The 16,558-nt window shown below is 42.1% G+C and carries 14 protein-coding genes; 10 read left to right on the top strand and 4 right to left on the bottom strand.

Annotated elements, in window-relative coordinates; genetic code table 11:
• Window positions 1-96 precede the first annotated feature (96 nt).
• A complete protein-coding gene (locus tag E2R53_RS18135) occupies window positions 97-1,551 on the bottom strand; it encodes an aldehyde dehydrogenase family protein (protein ID WP_206197405.1) in 1,455 nt (484 codons plus the stop codon).
• Window positions 1,552-1,727: 176 nt separating this feature from the next.
• Here E2R53_RS18135 and E2R53_RS18130 point away from each other — a divergent pair, with 176 nt between their 5' ends.
• Window positions 1,728-2,321 (top strand): MOSC domain-containing protein, encoded by a 594-nt coding sequence (locus E2R53_RS18130; protein ID WP_133313380.1) that lies wholly within the window; start codon window positions 1,728-1,730, stop codon window positions 2,319-2,321.
• 23 nt (window positions 2,322-2,344) lie between these two features.
• On the opposite strand, the gene E2R53_RS18125 is transcribed toward E2R53_RS18130, so the two are convergent.
• Window positions 2,345-3,613, bottom strand: coding sequence for an MDR family MFS transporter (locus tag E2R53_RS18125; protein WP_133313182.1), 1,269 nt, complete (start codon window positions 3,611-3,613; stop codon window positions 2,345-2,347).
• A gap of 174 nt (window positions 3,614-3,787) precedes the next feature.
• Between E2R53_RS18125 and E2R53_RS18120 the strand changes: the two genes are divergently transcribed.
• Window positions 3,788-4,582: a VOC family protein gene (locus tag E2R53_RS18120; protein WP_133313181.1), complete on the top strand. Its 795-nt coding sequence runs from the start codon at window positions 3,788-3,790 to the stop codon at window positions 4,580-4,582.
• A gap of 48 nt (window positions 4,583-4,630) precedes the next feature.
• Here E2R53_RS18120 and E2R53_RS18115 read toward each other — a convergent pair whose 3' ends face one another.
• Entirely contained in the window at window positions 4,631-5,110 is a 480-nt protein-coding gene (locus E2R53_RS18115; protein WP_286166284.1) for a hypothetical protein, read from the bottom strand.
• Window positions 5,111-5,191: 81 nt separating this feature from the next.
• Here E2R53_RS18115 and E2R53_RS18110 point away from each other — a divergent pair, with 81 nt between their 5' ends.
• From E2R53_RS18110 to treR, 6 genes are all read left to right on the top strand, one after another.
• Window positions 5,192-5,563 carry a DUF1992 domain-containing protein gene (locus E2R53_RS18110; protein ID WP_133313180.1) on the top strand — a complete coding sequence of 124 codons (372 nt, stop codon included), beginning with the start codon at window positions 5,192-5,194 and terminating at the stop codon, window positions 5,561-5,563.
• Window positions 5,564-5,588: 25 nt separating this feature from the next.
• Entirely contained in the window at window positions 5,589-6,944 is a 1,356-nt protein-coding gene (locus E2R53_RS18105; protein WP_133313179.1) for an FAD-binding domain-containing protein, read from the top strand.
• Between the two features lie 13 nt (window positions 6,945-6,957).
• On the top strand, window positions 6,958-7,608 hold the full coding sequence (locus E2R53_RS18100) for a DUF429 domain-containing protein (protein WP_133313178.1): 651 nt from the start codon (window positions 6,958-6,960) through the stop codon (window positions 7,606-7,608).
• Window positions 7,609-8,350: 742 nt separating this feature from the next.
• Window positions 8,351-9,766 carry a PTS system trehalose-specific EIIBC component gene (treP, locus tag E2R53_RS18095; protein ID WP_133313177.1) on the top strand — a complete coding sequence of 472 codons (1,416 nt, stop codon included), beginning with the start codon at window positions 8,351-8,353 and terminating at the stop codon, window positions 9,764-9,766.
• Between the two features lie 65 nt (window positions 9,767-9,831).
• Complete coding sequence (treC, locus tag E2R53_RS18090) at window positions 9,832-11,517, top strand: alpha,alpha-phosphotrehalase (RefSeq protein ID WP_133313176.1); 1,686 nt, start codon at window positions 9,832-9,834, stop codon at window positions 11,515-11,517.
• Between the two features lie 26 nt (window positions 11,518-11,543).
• The gene (treR, locus tag E2R53_RS18085) at window positions 11,544-12,263 is read left to right on the top strand and encodes a trehalose operon repressor (RefSeq protein WP_133313175.1); all 720 of its coding nucleotides are present in this window, start codon (window positions 11,544-11,546) and stop codon (window positions 12,261-12,263) included.
• 154 nt (window positions 12,264-12,417) lie between these two features.
• Here the strand turns inward: treR and E2R53_RS18080 are convergent, their stop codons facing one another.
• Entirely contained in the window at window positions 12,418-13,917 is a 1,500-nt protein-coding gene (locus E2R53_RS18080) for a phytoene desaturase family protein (RefSeq protein WP_133313174.1), read from the bottom strand.
• 182 nt (window positions 13,918-14,099) lie between these two features.
• On the opposite strand from E2R53_RS18080, the gene E2R53_RS18075 reads away from it, so the two are divergent.
• The gene (locus E2R53_RS18075; RefSeq protein WP_133313173.1) at window positions 14,100-15,026 is read left to right on the top strand and encodes an alpha/beta hydrolase; all 927 of its coding nucleotides are present in this window, start codon (window positions 14,100-14,102) and stop codon (window positions 15,024-15,026) included.
• A gap of 211 nt (window positions 15,027-15,237) precedes the next feature.
• Complete coding sequence (locus E2R53_RS18070; RefSeq protein WP_133313172.1) at window positions 15,238-16,503, top strand: lysine N(6)-hydroxylase/L-ornithine N(5)-oxygenase family protein; 1,266 nt, start codon at window positions 15,238-15,240, stop codon at window positions 16,501-16,503.
• Window positions 16,504-16,558: the final 55 nt, after the last annotated feature.

Here is a 16,558-nt window from a genome sequence, read left to right as displayed (position 1 = left end):
TCCAATTTGGATGCTCTTTTTCATGATTTATAGGTACAGCTGCTGTAAGATGATTCGCTGCATAATTTTTGAATGTACCATAAATAGGAGTGTCTGTTAATCAAAGAAAGGATAGCTTCTGTCTTTTTCCTGTACACCGATCCATTTGACCGTTGTAAATTTATCAAGCGCCCATTCCCCTCCAAAACGGCCGAGGCCTGAGTCTTTTTCTCCGCCGAAGGCAACGTGCGGTTCATCGTTGACCGATTGATCATTGACGTGAATCATGCCTGTTTCAATTTGCTTGGCAACAGCCACGCCGCGGTGAAGATCCTTTGTGAATACAGAGCCGCTCAGACCATATGGAGATCCATTCGCAAGCTGGATTGCTTCTGCTTCATCTTTCGCTTTAAGGATAGGAGCGACAGGACCGAAGATTTCATTTTTGGCAATCGGCATGTCATTTGTGACGTTTGTCAGGATGATTGGATGCATCACATTGCCGTCAATTTCTCCTCCGTGAATCTTTTCAGCACCAGCTTCAAAACTCTCTTCCAGGTCTTTTTGGATCCTCTTTATTTGATCGTGATTAATCAGCGGTCCGACAGCTGTTTTTATATCGGTTGGATCGCCTGCCTGAAGCATGCTGACTTTTTCTTTGAAAAGTGCGACGAATTCTTCATGAACGGTTTCTTCCACAATAATGCGGTTCAGTGCCATACAAATCTGACCTTGATGCAGGAATTTACCGAAGGCTGCGGATTCGGCCGCCTTTTCTAGATCGGCATCTGCTAGAACGACCATAACATTGTTTCCGCCGAGCTCTAAAGCTGTATCCTTCAAATGCTTTCCTGCAAGCTCTCCAATATGGCGGCCTACTTCTGTTGAACCGGTAAATGAAATTAATTTAGGTACCCGATGCTCGATGAAAGCATCGCCAATCTCAGAGCCTCTGCCTGCGACGACATTTACCGTACCTTTAGGGGCACCGGCCTTTTCAAAAAGTTCGCCGATTAAAAATCCGGATGTAACCGGTGCTTCGGAAGCCGGTTTAATCACAACCGTATTCCCGGCAGCAAGAGCGGGCGCAACTGAGCGCATTGCAAGGTGCAAAGGGAAGTTCCATGGTCCGATGATTCCGATGACACCTTTGGCTGTACGGTAGATTCTATTTTCTTTTCCCGGAATAGTAGAAGGCAGAATTTTTCCTTCCATACGGTAAGGGAAAGTACTTGCTTCTTTAACGATGCGAAGTGTGGCAGCCCATTCAACTTCAGCCTTTACTTTAGTACTTCCTGATTCATGAACGAGCATATCAATAATTTCTTCTTTCCGCTCTGTTAAAGCATGAGCTACCTTGTCCAGAACTGTCTGTTTTTCCTGCGGCAGCGTGGCAGCCCACTCTTTTTGAGCCTGCTCTGCCGCCAGATAAGCGCGGTCAAGGTCTCCTTCATCTGCAGAGTTAAATTCATTTATCAAATCGCCATTAAACGGATTTGTATTTTTAATTTTTTTATCGCTGGACCCATTAATCCATTCGCCGTTGATAAATTGTTTTGTATAGTTGTTCATTATTATTCCTCCTCAGTGTACTCACGTAATATTCCCGCTAGGTGCAGGAGCTAAAACTTTTAAATGTGCCGGAACCATTTTTGTGGGAAAATAATGATAGGAAGACAAAGATTGGTGGGGACAAGGTGAAAAAGATAAAATTTGCACTGGAATCACTGAATATTGGTTTGCCAAGTATGGTTTTGTATAACGGAAGGGAAATTGAGACGGGAATCTATAAGGAGCCTGTGGAGCATCAGCTTTTTCTGTCAAAAACGAATTTAGAAGGAGACGGCCAGGCAGATCTCGTACATCATGGAGGAGAGGACAAAGCCGTTTGCGTGTATTCATTTGATCACTATTCTTATTGGGAAGATGCCCTGGGTGTTCAATTAGAGCCGGGAGCTTTCGGAGAAAATCTCACTATCAGGGGACTGACCGAAGAAAATGTCTTCCTTGGAGATGTCTTTCAATTTGGTGAAGCAATAGTAGAAGTAAGCCAGCCGCGTCAGCCATGCTTTAAGCTTGCGATGAAGCATCAGGTGAAGGATTTGCCGGTCCAAATTCAGAATACGAAGTTCACCGGCTTTTATTTCCGTGTTTTGAAAGAAGGCAGAGTCAGCAAAGAAGATGGGTTAGAGCTGATGGAATCTCAAGCAAAAGGTGTTTCCATTACGGCTGCCAATCAACTAAAATACCACGATAAACAAAATACAGAGGCAATAAAGAGAATCCTTGAAGTAAAAGCATTGTCAGACAGCTGGAGATCCTCTTTTGAAAAAAGACTTTAGAGAACAGGGAAAAGCACACGGACTTAAGACCGTGTGCCAGCTGTTTTTTTCTCATAAACTGAAAACATCATCCAATAGAGAAGCGCGCTTGCCAATGCAAGAATCCCCAGTATGGCAAAGGTCCATTGAAAACCAAACCAGACGGTCATCGGGATGGAAAGCGGGGCAATCGTCCGCCCTACGGTATACCTGAGGCTGGCTGCCGCAAAGTATTGTCCGCGCATATGTTCAGGTGCAAGCTTTGAGACGAAGCTTTGCTGCAATCCTGCTGTCATCAATTCGGCAAATGTAAAGAGCGCCATAGCGAAAAAAAGTCCCCAGATAAAGCCGAACTGGCCAAAAAGGAAAATCGAGACTCCGTATATGACAGAGGACAGGATGAAAACGTTCCTTTCTTTATAAGCCGTCATCCACTTTGTCACGGAAATTGTCAGAATGGCTACAAGCAGGCCATTTTCTGACAGCAGAAACCCGAAAGCCTGCTCACCGCCAAGAGAGATGGACCAATCTCCAAGTGAGAACAGCTGCGCGTTTTGCACGGTTTCTTTTGTATACACAGGAATCAGCATATCAAGCTGCATAAAGGTTTGAGCTGCAAGCACTCCTGCACCGATATAAAGCAGAAAAGCTTTATCCCTGAAAATAATCTTGTACTCCCGTATTTGATGAAGCAGAAATTCATACCACTTAGAACCGATGGCAAGCTTGCTGCCAGTTGAAGGCGCGGTTTCACGAGTCCACAGAAATAACAGCCCTGCAAGCAAGAAACAAACGAACCCTGCGAACACTAATAATTCAAAGAAGTAATTCACATAGAAAATCGCACCTAAAATCGGGCCAATAACAACTGCGAGATTAATGGATGTGTAGAAAACGGCAAACACATTGCTGCGGTCTTTTTCTTCTACGACATCTGCAATCATGGCCTGGCTGGCCGGCCAGTAAAAGGACCCGAAAACTCCCGCAAACGCAAAGCAGATAAAACCAACCAATGGAGCTTCAAACCAAGGCGAAACGGATAGAGCAAACGTAAGAAACGACAGACCCTGTCCAACAGCAGACAGCACCATCATTTTTTTTCTTCCGAAACGATCCGCGCAGTAGCCTCCCATTAAATTAGCCATAACTGAAAAAATCTGTGAAAACACAAGCAAAAATCCTGCCTGTTCCTTCCCGAATTCCTCAGCAAAATATATCGTTAAAAACGGGAAAAACATCCAATATGTTATATTCATCAGTGCTTCGCCAAATAAGCGTATTTTTAAATTTCGGTCCCAATCCCTGAGTCTCATGCTGTTATCCTCGCTTTTTCAAAATCACACCTTCTCTATGATACCTCTCAGCTGAATAGAAGAGCAACGTATTCATGCTTGTGAATACATGGAAGAGATGATAGTTTTTAATGAAAGACCGTTTTGCACATTTAAAAAAATGATAGAGATATCGTGAAGAAAAGGAGTGAATCTATGGAATTCAAACTTGATCACATTGTGCATTTTGTAGACAGGCATCCTCTAGAATCCGCAAATCTTTTCATAAAACAGGATTTACAGGCTGTGATGGGAGGCCGTCATGAAAACTGGGGATCTCACAACAGCTTATGTTATTTCAGTGATCTGGCTTACTTGGAGTTTCTGGCTGTCGAAGACCGTAAAAAAGCTAACGGAACAAAGAATCCGCTGATTCATCGCCTGTTAAAGCAGCCTGCTGAGGGATTAGGCCAGATAGCGATTCGGACAGACCGAATTGAGGCAGTAAAAGATGAGCTTAATGAAAAAGGGCTTGAAACAGGTGAAGTCATTGAAGCCAGCAGAAAAAGAGAAGACGGCAGCCTAATAGAATGGAAAATGCTTTTTATTCAGCAAAGCGATGAAGACTGTCCGCTGCCTTTTTTTATTCAATGGAAACAGACAGATGATGAACGGAAGCAAGACTTACATAAGAATGGGGCATTCTCGGGACGGAACCTGGACGTATCCATTTCAAAAGTGCATTATATCGTAAAAGATTTAAACTCCGCCGTTACCAAATGGAGAAAATATTTTGATCTTCCAAGGGGAGAGGAAACGGTAAATGATGAGTGGAGAGCGAGAAGCTATGCCATCAAGCTTGAATCCTTTCAGCTCATCTTTACAGAAGCATCAGGAGCAGGCATCGTAAAGCAAATGCTTGCGAAAAAAGGCGAAGGTCCATATCTGGTAGAGTTTGATCCGCCGGTTTTTAAATCCTACTATCAGATTTTCGGCGCCATGTATAAATAAAAGATCCGCTTCCATCTAACTGGAAGCGGATCTTCTTTTTTTATACCCTTATTTGATTGCTTTAACTACAATAGCCTGAGAGCTTTTTCTGATCAGACAGTCTTTTAATTCATCTTCTGAAAGCATGCCGAGTGTAAGGGCTGCATCAATTTTTTGCTTATCAGGTTGTTTTACTGAAATAATACAGTCCGTTAAGTTTAAATCTTCTAATACCTTGACTGTTTTCTCGGTGTGATATTGCTCTGAGTGCCGGATTTGCCTTTGAATCTTGTAATCACCGATTCTCTCTTCGCCTTTGCAGAGCTTTCCGTGCGTATGATCGAAAAAGGAATTGAAGATTTTTTTCATCTCTGCAAGTTCCTCTTCTATTTTCTTCGCCTTCTCATTTAACGAAGCATAACGTGCAACCATTTCTTCAGGGATCTGAAATGTTTTTGAATCGCTCATTTGGATGCCTCCATTTACTTGTGATTCTAAATGATATGCTGCACAGCCTGGCTGTAGAACGTTTGTTTGATTCTTTGTCATGAAACCTCTATATTTTAAGAAGGAATAATGAAGCTGATTGTGTAACCTAATTTAAAGAAGGATTTTTGGGGAGGGTTAAGAATGGATCTTTTCACGATTCTGTCGGAAGATAAAATAAAACAAGCGATAAAAGATGGCGAATTTAAACAGCTTCCCGGCATGGGAAAGCCGCTGCAGCTTGAAGATTTGTCTCATATCCCGCCTGAGCTCCGGATGTCCTATAAAATGATGAAAAACGCGAACATGATGGACGAAGACATCGAGCTGAAAAAAGCGATTCATACGCTAGAACAGCTTCTTGCTCAATGTCCGGATGAAATGGAAAAAGCGAAGCTGCAGGTGCAGCTGAACGAGAAAGCCTTTCAGCTTGATAAAATATTGAAGAAGCGAAATACTTTCAGTTCCAGAGCTTCTGCTTTTTATAAAGATAAAATATACTCGAAATGGTCCTAATAGACAACGGTGATGGAGTGATTTCATGAATGTCGTCTGGTTTAAACGCGATTTAAGGATAGCTGATCATAAGCCCCTTGCTGATGCTGCTTTATATGGGGAAGTTCTCCCGCTGTATGCAGCCGAACCATCTATTTGGTCAGAAGAAGATTACTCTGCAAGGCACTTTCAGTTTGTCCGCGAAAGTTTAGAAGATTTGCAGAGTGCTTTAGAAGATAGGGGCGGCAGATTATTTACCTATATCGGGGAAATGGAAGAGGCATTGTCTGCAGTCTTTAAAACATACGGTCCATTTACTTTGTATGCTCATGAAGAAAAAGCGGGGCGGGCCGAACATGAGAGGAATGAAAGAGTAAGAGAATGGATGAATGAGAGAGGTCTCACGTTTTTGGAGTATCCCATTAACGAAAAAAACAGCGGGAGAACATTTCAGGATAGGTGGGATCTATTTTGTCAAAGTGAGCCTTTTGACAGTCCAGGGCAAATAAGAGTGCCCGCGGATAGTTCAATCAGTTTCCATATTGGTGCTGAAAAGCTCAAATCATTTTCTGTTTCAGGCGAACCAATCAGATTCGGCCAGCAGGGCGGCGAACAGCAGGCAATGGAAACGCTTGAAACCTTTTTGGAGGAGCGGTTTCAATCATATGAAGAGAATGGTTCCAACCTTCTTCATTCAACGGTATCTTCAAGCAGACTTTCGCCATATTTGGCATGGGGGAACATTTCGTTTCGGACAGTCGTCCAAAAAACGTCAATAAAGATAGAAAATTGTGATAATTTGTTTCTTGTGAAACAATTAACATCTTTTCAGGACCGTCTTAAGGAACGGTGGAAGCTGATGGAGCAGGGAAATGTCCTTGAATCTGAGCATAATCCATTTAAAAAAGATGATTTGTTTTTGAGGTGGTTTAATGGAGAAACCGGGATTCCCATGATAGATGCAGCAATGAATTGCCTTCATAAAACGGGCTGGATTCCATCGAAATATCGAGGCGTGCTTGTTTCTTTTGCCGTTAATACGCTTTCACTGAACGTGCAAATGTGCTCGGATGCCCTAGCTTCCCTTTTTCTGGACTATGAACCCATCATTCATGTTCATCAAATTCAAAAGATGTCGCAGAAAGTGCAGGATCCCGTGAAAATAGGAAAAAAAGAAGATTCAGACGGGGTTTTCATCAAGAGATACTTGCCAAGTCTTGCAAATGTACCTTCTAAACATATCCATGAGCCTTGGCATTATCCGGGTTTTTTTCACTTAGATTATCAGGCGCCGGTCGTGGATGTGAAGAAAGCGAATCAGGCAGCAAGAAAATCCAAGTCTGGCATGGCCGCAAGTTCTCCAAAGGCATTGGACCATGAACAATTGAAATTTGATTTGTGAAAGGAGATTTCTTTTGTATGCAGTAGGAATAGATTTAGCCGGACCCGCAAATCATCAGGACACAGCAATGGCGATTTTTAAAAGAGAAGGCAATGTCCTTAGCCTTCAGAATCTTGCCTTTAATAATAGTGACAGAAAGATCATTGAAACAATTGCAGTTCTTTCTTCTTGCGGAGAAGAGGTCATAGTAGGAATTGATGCTCCATTATCCTATCAGGACGGCGGCGGAGATCGTCCTTCAGATAAAGAGATAAGAAATGTAATAAAAGCAGCTGGATTGTTTCATGGCTCCATCATGCCGCCCACCTTTCATCGAATGGTGTATCTGACTCTGAGAGGGATCGGCCTAAGCAGATCTCTGCAGAACCTGACGGCATCCATTGTAGAGGTTCATCCTGGAGCTGCTTTGGGGCTCAGGCTGAAGGAAGAAGACCGTCATCTTGCTCTTACTTATAAAAAGAATGAAGAATCAAGGCTTCATCTCATTCCTTATTTTGAGAAATGGGGGATGGAGGGAATAACTGCTTATGCAGCAGAAACAAATCATGGACTGGACGCATGTGCAGCTGCCCTTGCAGCATGGCACTGGGGGGACCCTGTTCATACTCCCAAGTGGAATGTGCCTGCATCCCCTCCGTTTCACCCGTTTGATTTTTGCTGCTGATTTTTTGACCACGCTTAAAAAGCGTGGTCTATTTTTTTGTTCTCGGCTATTAAAGCAATGAATGGCCGGAAAACAGCGTGAGTGGGCACAAACCTGCTGGAGGCGATCGAAAAAGCTTTTTAACTTCGCCAGCATAAAACAAAAAAGTGAAAAGAGTGCTATTTTGCAGATGATAGAGGGTATGGATAATTAATTCGGAATAATGATAGAAAGGCGGGTGAAGGATGGGCTGCAGCTTATGTACATAATTATTCGGTCCTCGTACGATATTTTTCAAAAGCGCTCTTTTTATAAGGCTATTTTCGTAAATATTGTTGCTAACCGATTATATGGTAATAGCCTTAGTGGATTGCAGCGGAAGGAACTTGACTCCTGCGGGAATTAGAGCAAAATGGGAGACCCCACAGGCAAAGCCGAGGAGGCTCTCATGCTCCCCGCGGAAAGCAAGTTCCTCTTGCTGCAAGGAACGGACAACATTTATCATGAAAAACAACAATCTATGCGAAAAATGATACAAGCATCACATTAACAAAAAGATGGATGGATTTGGCAAATAGCCTGATTAAAAGGGAAATTAGCTTAGCCCGTGAAAACGATTACGTTTTTTTGTTGACAACATGTATATACAGGAATACAATATGTTTGTAACTTGTATATACAGGAATGTGAAATGGGATAAATGGAAGGCGTTTTTAGGCAATACTAGGCTATTAATGAAAACGATTACGGGAGGTTGAAATAGATGAGTGTGAACAAACAGGAAGTCCGAGATATCGTTGATGCTGTCGGCGGTAAAGATAACATTGCGGCAGCTACACACTGTGTCACTCGTTTGCGCTTCGCTTTGAAAGACGAAAGCAAAGTGGATAAAGAAAAACTCGATCAGATTGATATGGTAAAAGGTTCGTTTTCGACAAATGGCCAGTTCCAGGTTGTGATTGGACAAGGTCTTGTTGATAAAGTTTACAAGGAAATGGCCGAACAAACCGGAATGGCCGAATCTTCAAAAGAAGACGTAAAGGATGCAGCTTCAAGCAAACTGAATCCTATCCAAAAAGCGGTAAAAATGCTGGCTGATATTTTCATTCCGATTTTGCCGGCGATCGTAACAGCTGGTTTATTGATGGGAATTAACAACATCCTGAGTGGTGCAGGAATTTTCTTTGATGATAAATCTCTTATTGATGTTTATCCGCAGTGGGCTGATTTATCCGGCATTATTAACTTGATTGCGAATACGGCGTTTACGTTCCTCCCTGCCTTAATCGGCTGGTCAGCTGTGAAACGCTTTGGAGGAAGTCCGCTGCTCGGGATTGTTCTTGGGTTAATCCTCGTGCATCCGGATCTTCTTAATGCATGGTCATACGGCGAAGCTCAGGCCAAAGGCGAGGTTCCTGTGTGGAACATATTCGGACTTGAGGTTGAAAAGATCGGCTATCAGGGACAAGTTCTTCCAGTTCTGTTTGCTTCTTATTTGCTCGCTAAAATTGAAGTCTTTTTAAATAAAAGAGTACCTGATTCAATCAAGCTATTAGTAGTTGCCCCAATTACATTATTGGTTACTGGGTTTGCAGCTTTTATCGTTATTGGACCAATTACATTTGCAGCAGGAAACTTTATTACAGACGGTGTCATTGCCATTTTTGATAACTTTGCAGCTCTTGGCGGCTTGCTCTACGGAGGATTATATTCACTTCTTGTTGTAACAGGCATGCATCATACGTTCCTTGCAGTTGACCTGCAGCTTGTAGCAAGTGCTGGCGGCACATTCTTATGGCCGATGCTTGCTTTATCAAACATTGCACAGGGTTCAGCAGCCTTTGCCATGATGCGCATCGTGAAAGATGAAAAACAAAAAGGTTTGGCGCTGACTTCAGGAATTTCAGCTTACCTTGGTATTACAGAGCCTGCTATGTTTGGTGTGAATCTTAGATACCGCTATCCATTCATCGCCGCGATGATCGGTTCAGCAATCGCAGGTATCTTTATTACAATCAATCATGTTAAAGCTTTCTCAATCGGTGTTGGAGGAATTCCTGGATTCCTGTCCATTCAATCCGAATACTGGACGGCGTTCTTTATCGGAATGGCGATTGCAATTGTTGTGCCATTCGTACTGACTTACGTATTTGCCAAGTTTAATTGGAAGAAAAAATAAAAACAAAAAGGACAAGCCATTGTCCTTTTTGCCGTTTAAATCTAAAAGATGGTGGTGCATGTAAAATGAAACAGCCTTGGTGGAAAAAATCAGCGGTTTATCAAATTTATCCGAAAAGCTTTAACGATACAAATGGAAACGGAGTAGGCGATATTCAGGGCATTATAGAAAAGCTTGATTATTTAAAAGAGCTCGGCATTGATGTTGTATGGCTGACGCCGATTTATGAATCTCCTCAAAAAGACAATGGATATGACATCAGCGACTATTATTCCATCCACGAAGAATATGGAACAATGGAAGATTTTGAATCTCTATTACAAGAAGCTCACGATCGCGGAATTAAAATCATCATGGATATTGTGGTCAACCATACTTCTACTGAGCACGCATGGTTTAAGGAATCACAATCATCAAAAGAGAATCCATACCGCGATTTCTATATTTGGAAAGAAGGAAAGGAAGACGGCTCTGAACCGACGAACTGGATTTCAAAATTCGGCGGCTCGGCATGGAAGCTTGATGAAAAAACAGGCGAATATTATCTGCACCTGTTTGACGTGACACAAGCTGACTTGAATTGGGAGAATGAAGAAGTCCGCAGAAAAGTCTATGAAATGATGCAGTTCTGGTTTGAAAAAGGAGTAGACGGCTTTAGACTTGATGTCATTAACCTGATTTCAAAAAATCAGGATTTCCCGGATGATGATGGAAGTACAGCTCCTGGCGACGGCCGCAAGTTTTACACTGACGGTCCGCGTGTGCATGAATATATGAAAGAAATGAACAAGGAAGTTTTTTCGAAGTATGACAGTATGACGGTTGGGGAAATGTCTTCAACGACGATTGAAAATTGCATTGAGTATTCAAATCCGGAATCAAAAGAACTAAGCATGACATTCAATTTCCACCATTTGAAAGTGGATTACCCGAACGGGGAAAAATGGGCACTGGCTGATTTTGATTTTGGTGCATTAAAGCAAATTCTTTCAACATGGCAGGTGGAGATGCATAAAGGCGGAGGCTGGAACGCCTTGTTCTGGTGCAACCATGACCAGCCGCGGATTGTTTCAAGATATGGAAATGATGGGGAATACCGCATCGAATCAGCTAAAATGCTTGCGACAACGATTCACATGATGCAGGGAACTCCTTACATTTACCAGGGAGAAGAGTTTGGAATGACGAATCCTAAATTCGAAAGCATCAGTGAATATCGTGATGTTGAAACCCTGAATACATTCGAAATTTTGAAAAATGCAGGGAAGTCAGAAGAAGAGATTATCGAGATATTAAAAAGCAAATCAAGAGATAACTCACGCACACCTGTTCAATGGAATGATTCCAAGCATGCCGGCTTTACAGCTGGAACACCTTGGATCAAGCCTGCAAGCAATTATCCTGAAATCAATGCAGAGAATGCCCTTCAAGATGCAAACTCTGTTTTTTATCACTATCAAAAATTGATTCAGCTTAGAAAAGACATTGATTTAATCACTTACGGGGATTATGAATTGATCCTTGAAGATCACGATCAGCTGTTTGCATACGTGCGAAATGGAGATGGAGAGAAGCTGCTTGTTATCAATAACTTCTATGAACAGGAAACCGTCTTTACTTTGCCGGATCATGTTGATGCAGATGGATATAACAGTGAAATTCTTATCTCCAACTATTCTGATTCTGCGCAATCATTTAAAGACGTCACATTGCGCCCGTTTGAGTCCATCGTTTATCATCTTAAGAAGTAATGGTAAACTAGTGGTGGTGGTTAAAGATGAAAACAAACAATAAATATTTGGCGATTTATCAGGAGCTATCAGAAGGGATTAAACAGGGACTTGTTAAAGTGAATGAAACTCTGCCCTCTGAAAACGAGCTCGCCGTGCAATATGATACTTCAAGGGAAACGATCCGCAAGGCCCTTAACCTTCTTGCCCAAAATGGGTACATTCAAAAGGTTAAAGGGAAAGGGTCAATTGTTCTCGATGTCACCAAAATGAGCTTTCCTGTGTCGGGTCTCGTCAGTTTCAAAGAGCTTTCGCAGAACTTAGGAAGAACCTCTCATACAGCAGTCGAGAAATTCGGTCTCATAAAGCCAGGCAATTTTATTATGCAGCAGCTGAACCTGGGTGCGCATGACGAGGTCTGGGAGGTTGTCAGGTCAAGAAAAATTGACGGCGAGAACATCATCCTTGATAAGGATTATCTCAATCGGAAGCACATTCCTTTTTTAACAAAGGAAATCTGCGAGGACTCGATCTACCGCTACATTGAAGAAGAATTAAAATTAAAAATCAGCTTTGCGAAAAAAGAAATTGTCGTAGAAGAGTGTACAGAGGAAGATTTCAACTACTTGGATTTAATAAACTTCCAGCATATCGTCGTTGTAAAAAATCACGTATATCTTGAAGATACAAGCCTGTTTCAGTACACAGAATCACGCCACAGACTTGATAAATTCAGATTTGTTGATTTTGCGAGAAGAGGACATTAAAAAAGTCAGGCTTAATATGCCTGGCTTTTTTTATTGAGAATTAGCGGAATATTGATTTTGAGGTTTGCCGAAACATTTCAAGAAACGGCTGAATACTCTAAAAAACGGCTTAAAAACAATGGCTGTAAAGAAATCTTCACACTTTCCTCCCAAATCATTCCCTCTCCGCTTTCCGAATATCAGCCAAAACCGATTGATAAGCATGATATCCGCTTACCGATACGCCAATCGTGCCCGCTCCAGGAAAGACGCTGTCCCCGCATAAGTAAATTCCCTTAATTCCAGTCCGATGTGAAAGACTTTTGAATAAGGCGTGATCAAGTGTTTGAGGATAGCCGCCAACCATACCCGAAGGCCGCTTTGTGAACCGTTCCCATGCTTTTGGGGCGCCTGTCATCATGTCTATTAAGTTTTCCCGAAGACCGGGCAGTGCCATTTCAATGGATTTCAGCATCTTTTCAGCGAGAACCTCTTTGTAATGATCGTATTTTTCTTTCGTGTCCCAATTTTCAAGCTCTGTGTGCGTGCTTGATGTCATAGTGCGGAAACCGGCTGGTGCACGCAGCTTGTCATTTTTCTTCGAGATGGAAAGGAAGATATGGTGACCTTCTGCCAATTTGCCTGAATGATTATCTATGACTTGATGAAAAAGCGGGAAGTCTTCCGGTAGCAGTTTTTCTTTCACCGTCATGTAGAGAGTCATCGTTCCCCATTGGGATTGAGTCTCTTTCTTGGCATAAGATTTGCTTAGAGAATGCAGCAGCTCAGGTGACAAGATCTTGGTGAAGCTTGGCAAGGGAAGGTTGCATATGACGTAATCAGCGTAATAGGTCCGTTCTCTTTGATCTGTTACCATATAGCCGTACTTTTCCCTGTGGATTTGCTGAACCCAGGAGCGCTTGCGCAATGTCCCTCCTCTAGTTTCAACTGATTCTGCCAAACGCTCCGCAATTTGATACAAGCCTCCATTTAAGTAAAAAGCACCCTCGTGGTAGACAGTCAGTGCGTATGCACCGAGTATGGCCGAGCAATCGCTGCTTGCTGTCTGCATGGAATCGATCAGCTGTGCATCAATGATATGAACAAATTCATGCTCATCGTTCAATCGGTGCTTATTCAAGAGTGCGCTCATTGTTTTTTGGAAATAGGGGAGGAGCTTCAAAGTAGAGGGCTGTATTGACTGCAGCAATTTTCTCCATTCCGAAGCTGTTTTTGGAGGAAGAACAGGAAGCGGATCAATCAGTTTTTTTACCTCTGCTCCCATTCGCCATATTTCCATGTAAAATGAATCGATTTTATTGCTCAAATGCGGAAAGTGGCTTTTCAGTTCAGTGATGTAAGCATTGCGGTCACGGCGGTAGCTCACTGTTCTTCCAGGCAAATGAATGTCCATAATGGGATCAAGCAGGGAATGTTCTTCAAAAGGAAGATGTAGCTCTTCAAAGATTTTTTGGTGAACACCGCCTGTTTCAAAACCCATACCGAGTGTTGCTCCAACAGGAAATAAGTACTGACCATGCCGAAACTTTCCTGCACATCCGCCCCATTCATTAGAAGCTTCAAGCACTGTCACATCGATCTGATTATCAGCAAGCAATGCAGCAGCTGTCAGCCCTCCGATTCCGCCTCCAATCACAACAACTTTATGCGTCATTTTTCACACCTCATTCAACCTGATTTCTGTCATTGTACTGTTAGCATTCACAGATACCCAAGTTCCAATATGCTCTGCATAATTAAAAAAACTTTTACAGAACTTAAAACATCAGCTTTACATTTTTCACCTATGATGGAAGGAAATAATATGATGGGAAAAAGGGAAGTGAAGGTGATTTCATGTGGATTGTTATTTGTTCTATCCTTGCCGTTTTTTTGACGATCCTCGCTGTGTCCTATTTTTTCAGCAGTCTGATTACCGTTCCAAGAAAAGTGGCATACGAAAAAACGTATTTGCTTGGAGTAGAGAGCGGAGAGATCAATACGGATATATTTGAAAGCGCTCAAAAAGAAGAATGGTTTATCGACTCCTTTCACGGCTATCAAATTCACGGAATGTGGTTTCCTGTTTCAGAAAGCAAAAAAGCAATTATCATCGCGCATGGCATCACCTGGTCACTGTTCGGGAGCTTCAAATATGTGGATATGTTTCAAAAAAAGGGATTTAACGTGCTTTTATGTGATCATCGTTTTCATGGTCTGAGCGGCGGTGACCACACCTCTTTCGGCTATTACGAGAGTGATGACTTAAACGCATGGGTGAACTGTCTTCATGAAAAACTGGGTGAAGATGCTTTTGTAGGAATTCTCGGTGAATCACTTGGAGCAGCTTCTGCTCTTCAATATGTAAAAAAAGATCCAAGGGTTGCGTTTTGCATTGCCGATTGTGCATTCAGCGATTTGACGGAATTGCTGAAAACGAGACTAAGAATTGATTTCAAAATAAAGTTTTACCCGCTGATCTCCTGGACCAGTATTGTGACGAAACTCCGTTATGGGTGGGGGTTTGAAGAAATCAAGCCAGTCAGGGACCTTGAGCATACGAAAACGCCGATTCTTTTTATTCATGGAAAAGAAGATCGATTTATTCCGATGAAAATGTCGGTGGATATGTATCATTTGAAAAAAGGGATGAAACAGCTTTATTTAGTCCCAAAAGCAGGTCACGCGCAGGCCTTCTTAACAGACCCGAAAGGATATGAAAGAAAGGTACTGGAATTTATTTCATTAATCGAAAGCTATAAAGAGAGTGCAGCGGAAATGTAAAATCCTGCAGATGTGCTCTCTTTTGGTTATCCTATATCCGGTATGGGTAAAGATATTTTAAAAGAAAGGCTCTTTTCGTAAATATTGTTGCTATTAGACTAGATGTTAAAACCTTTAGTTCCTCTCGCTGCAAGGAACGGGCATCATTTGTAATGAAAAACAACAATCTATGCGAAAACAGCCAAATGAAAAGACAAGCAGGTGACAGGATATGTATGACGTAATAGGAATTGGCATTGGACCTTTTAATCTTGGACTGGCAGCATTAATAGAGGACATACCTGAGATAAACGCCGTTTTTTTTGACAAAAGCGAGGAATTTGTATGGCATCCGGGTATGCTCATTGAAGGATCTGATCTTCAAGTTCCCTTCCTGGCAGACTTGGTTACATTCTGCAACCCGAGAAGCAAATATACATTTCTAAACTATTTACATACTCATAACAGATTATATCCATTCTTCTTTTTTAATCGATTTGATATTCCCCGGAGAGAGTACAGCGAATATGCAGCATGGGCCGCTTCAGAGCTTGATAGCTGCACATTTAGTTCATGCGTTACTCATGTAGACTATAAAAAAGATCATTATGAAGTACATGTTGATCATGACGGGGAAGCTGCTGTCTATAGAACAAAGCATGTATCACTCGGCACAGGGAGCATCCCTCTTATACCTATTGAAACAACTACAGGGGACTGTGTCATCCATTCAAGCGACTACTTGTATAAACAGGAAAACATAAAGAAGAAGAATGCCATAACAGTTGTAGGATCTGGACAAAGTGCAGCCGAAATCTTCCTTGATCTGCTGCAGTCGGAGGATCGTTGTAACTATGAACTGAGCTGGTTCACCCGTTCGGCAGGTTTTATGCAGCTTGAGTCTGCGAAGCTTGGCCAGGAGGTTTTTTCCCCGGACTTTGTTAACTATTTCCAAGAGCTAAGCTTTGAACAAAGAACGAAGGCGCTTCCTGAGTTAGAGCACCTGAGGAACGGCATTGACAAAAAAACGCTCGTTTCTATTTATGATCTGCTTTATCACCGTTCCATTCACGGCAAGGATGCGCGTGTGAAAATTATGCCTCTTACTGAGGTAAAGGACTTGAAAGAGGATGAAAGAGGATTTACGCTGAAATGCCATCAGTGGCAAAAAGAAGAATCCTTTCTGCATCAGACAGAAGCCGTTATTTTTGCAACTGGATATAAGCCGAATCTTCCTGACTGGATTGAGGAAATGAGGGATGACATTGTCTGGGAGGACGAAAAAAGGTATAAGGTTGAAGCTGATTTCAGCCTTGTTTTTAAAGATCAAAGAGAGCAGAACATTTTTGTCCTGACTAACCTTGAGCATTCTCATGGAACAGGAGCAACAAACCTTGGATTATCTGTCTACCGAAATCAGCAGATTATTAATTCCATTTTAAACAGAGAGCATTTTAAAGATCAGGGAAGAACGGTGTTTCAGCAATTTGCGCCATAATATGCTAATACATGTTTTGTTTGTGTTCCAAAGGGTAATTTAAATAGTGTTAACA

Source organism: Peribacillus frigoritolerans (genome assembly GCF_004358755.1).
Classification (GTDB): Bacteria; Bacillota; Bacilli; order Bacillales; family Bacillaceae; genus Bacillus_P.
Note: the sequence above shows the minus strand (reverse complement) of the source record. Positions and strands in the feature narration are given on the sequence as shown.

What these genes read in the sequence shown, in the direction of transcription:
- E2R53_RS18135 (WP_206197405.1), bottom strand. Translation starts at nt 1,551, where the DNA reads ATGAACAACTATACAAAACAATTTATCAACGGCGAATGGATTAATGGG.
- E2R53_RS18130 (WP_133313380.1), top strand. Translation starts at nt 1,728, where the DNA reads ATGGTTTTGTATAACGGAAGGGAAATTGAGACGGGAATCTATAAGGAG.
- E2R53_RS18125 (WP_133313182.1), bottom strand. Translation starts at nt 3,613, where the DNA reads ATGAGACTCAGGGATTGGGACCGAAATTTAAAAATACGCTTATTTGGC.
- E2R53_RS18120 (WP_133313181.1), top strand. Translation starts at nt 3,788, where the DNA reads ATGGAATTCAAACTTGATCACATTGTGCATTTTGTAGACAGGCATCCT.
- E2R53_RS18115 (WP_286166284.1), bottom strand. Translation starts at nt 5,110, where the DNA reads ATGACAAAGAATCAAACAAACGTTCTACAGCCAGGCTGTGCAGCATAT.
- E2R53_RS18110 (WP_133313180.1), top strand. Translation starts at nt 5,192, where the DNA reads ATGGATCTTTTCACGATTCTGTCGGAAGATAAAATAAAACAAGCGATA.
- E2R53_RS18105 (WP_133313179.1), top strand. Translation starts at nt 5,589, where the DNA reads ATGAATGTCGTCTGGTTTAAACGCGATTTAAGGATAGCTGATCATAAG.
- treP (WP_133313177.1), top strand. Translation starts at nt 8,351, where the DNA reads ATGAGTGTGAACAAACAGGAAGTCCGAGATATCGTTGATGCTGTCGGC.
- treC (WP_133313176.1), top strand. Translation starts at nt 9,832, where the DNA reads ATGAAACAGCCTTGGTGGAAAAAATCAGCGGTTTATCAAATTTATCCG.
- treR (WP_133313175.1), top strand. Translation starts at nt 11,544, where the DNA reads ATGAAAACAAACAATAAATATTTGGCGATTTATCAGGAGCTATCAGAA.
- E2R53_RS18080 (WP_133313174.1), bottom strand. Translation starts at nt 13,917, where the DNA reads ATGACGCATAAAGTTGTTGTGATTGGAGGCGGAATCGGAGGGCTGACA.
- E2R53_RS18075 (WP_133313173.1), top strand. Translation starts at nt 14,100, where the DNA reads ATGTGGATTGTTATTTGTTCTATCCTTGCCGTTTTTTTGACGATCCTC.
- E2R53_RS18070 (WP_133313172.1), top strand. Translation starts at nt 15,238, where the DNA reads ATGTATGACGTAATAGGAATTGGCATTGGACCTTTTAATCTTGGACTG.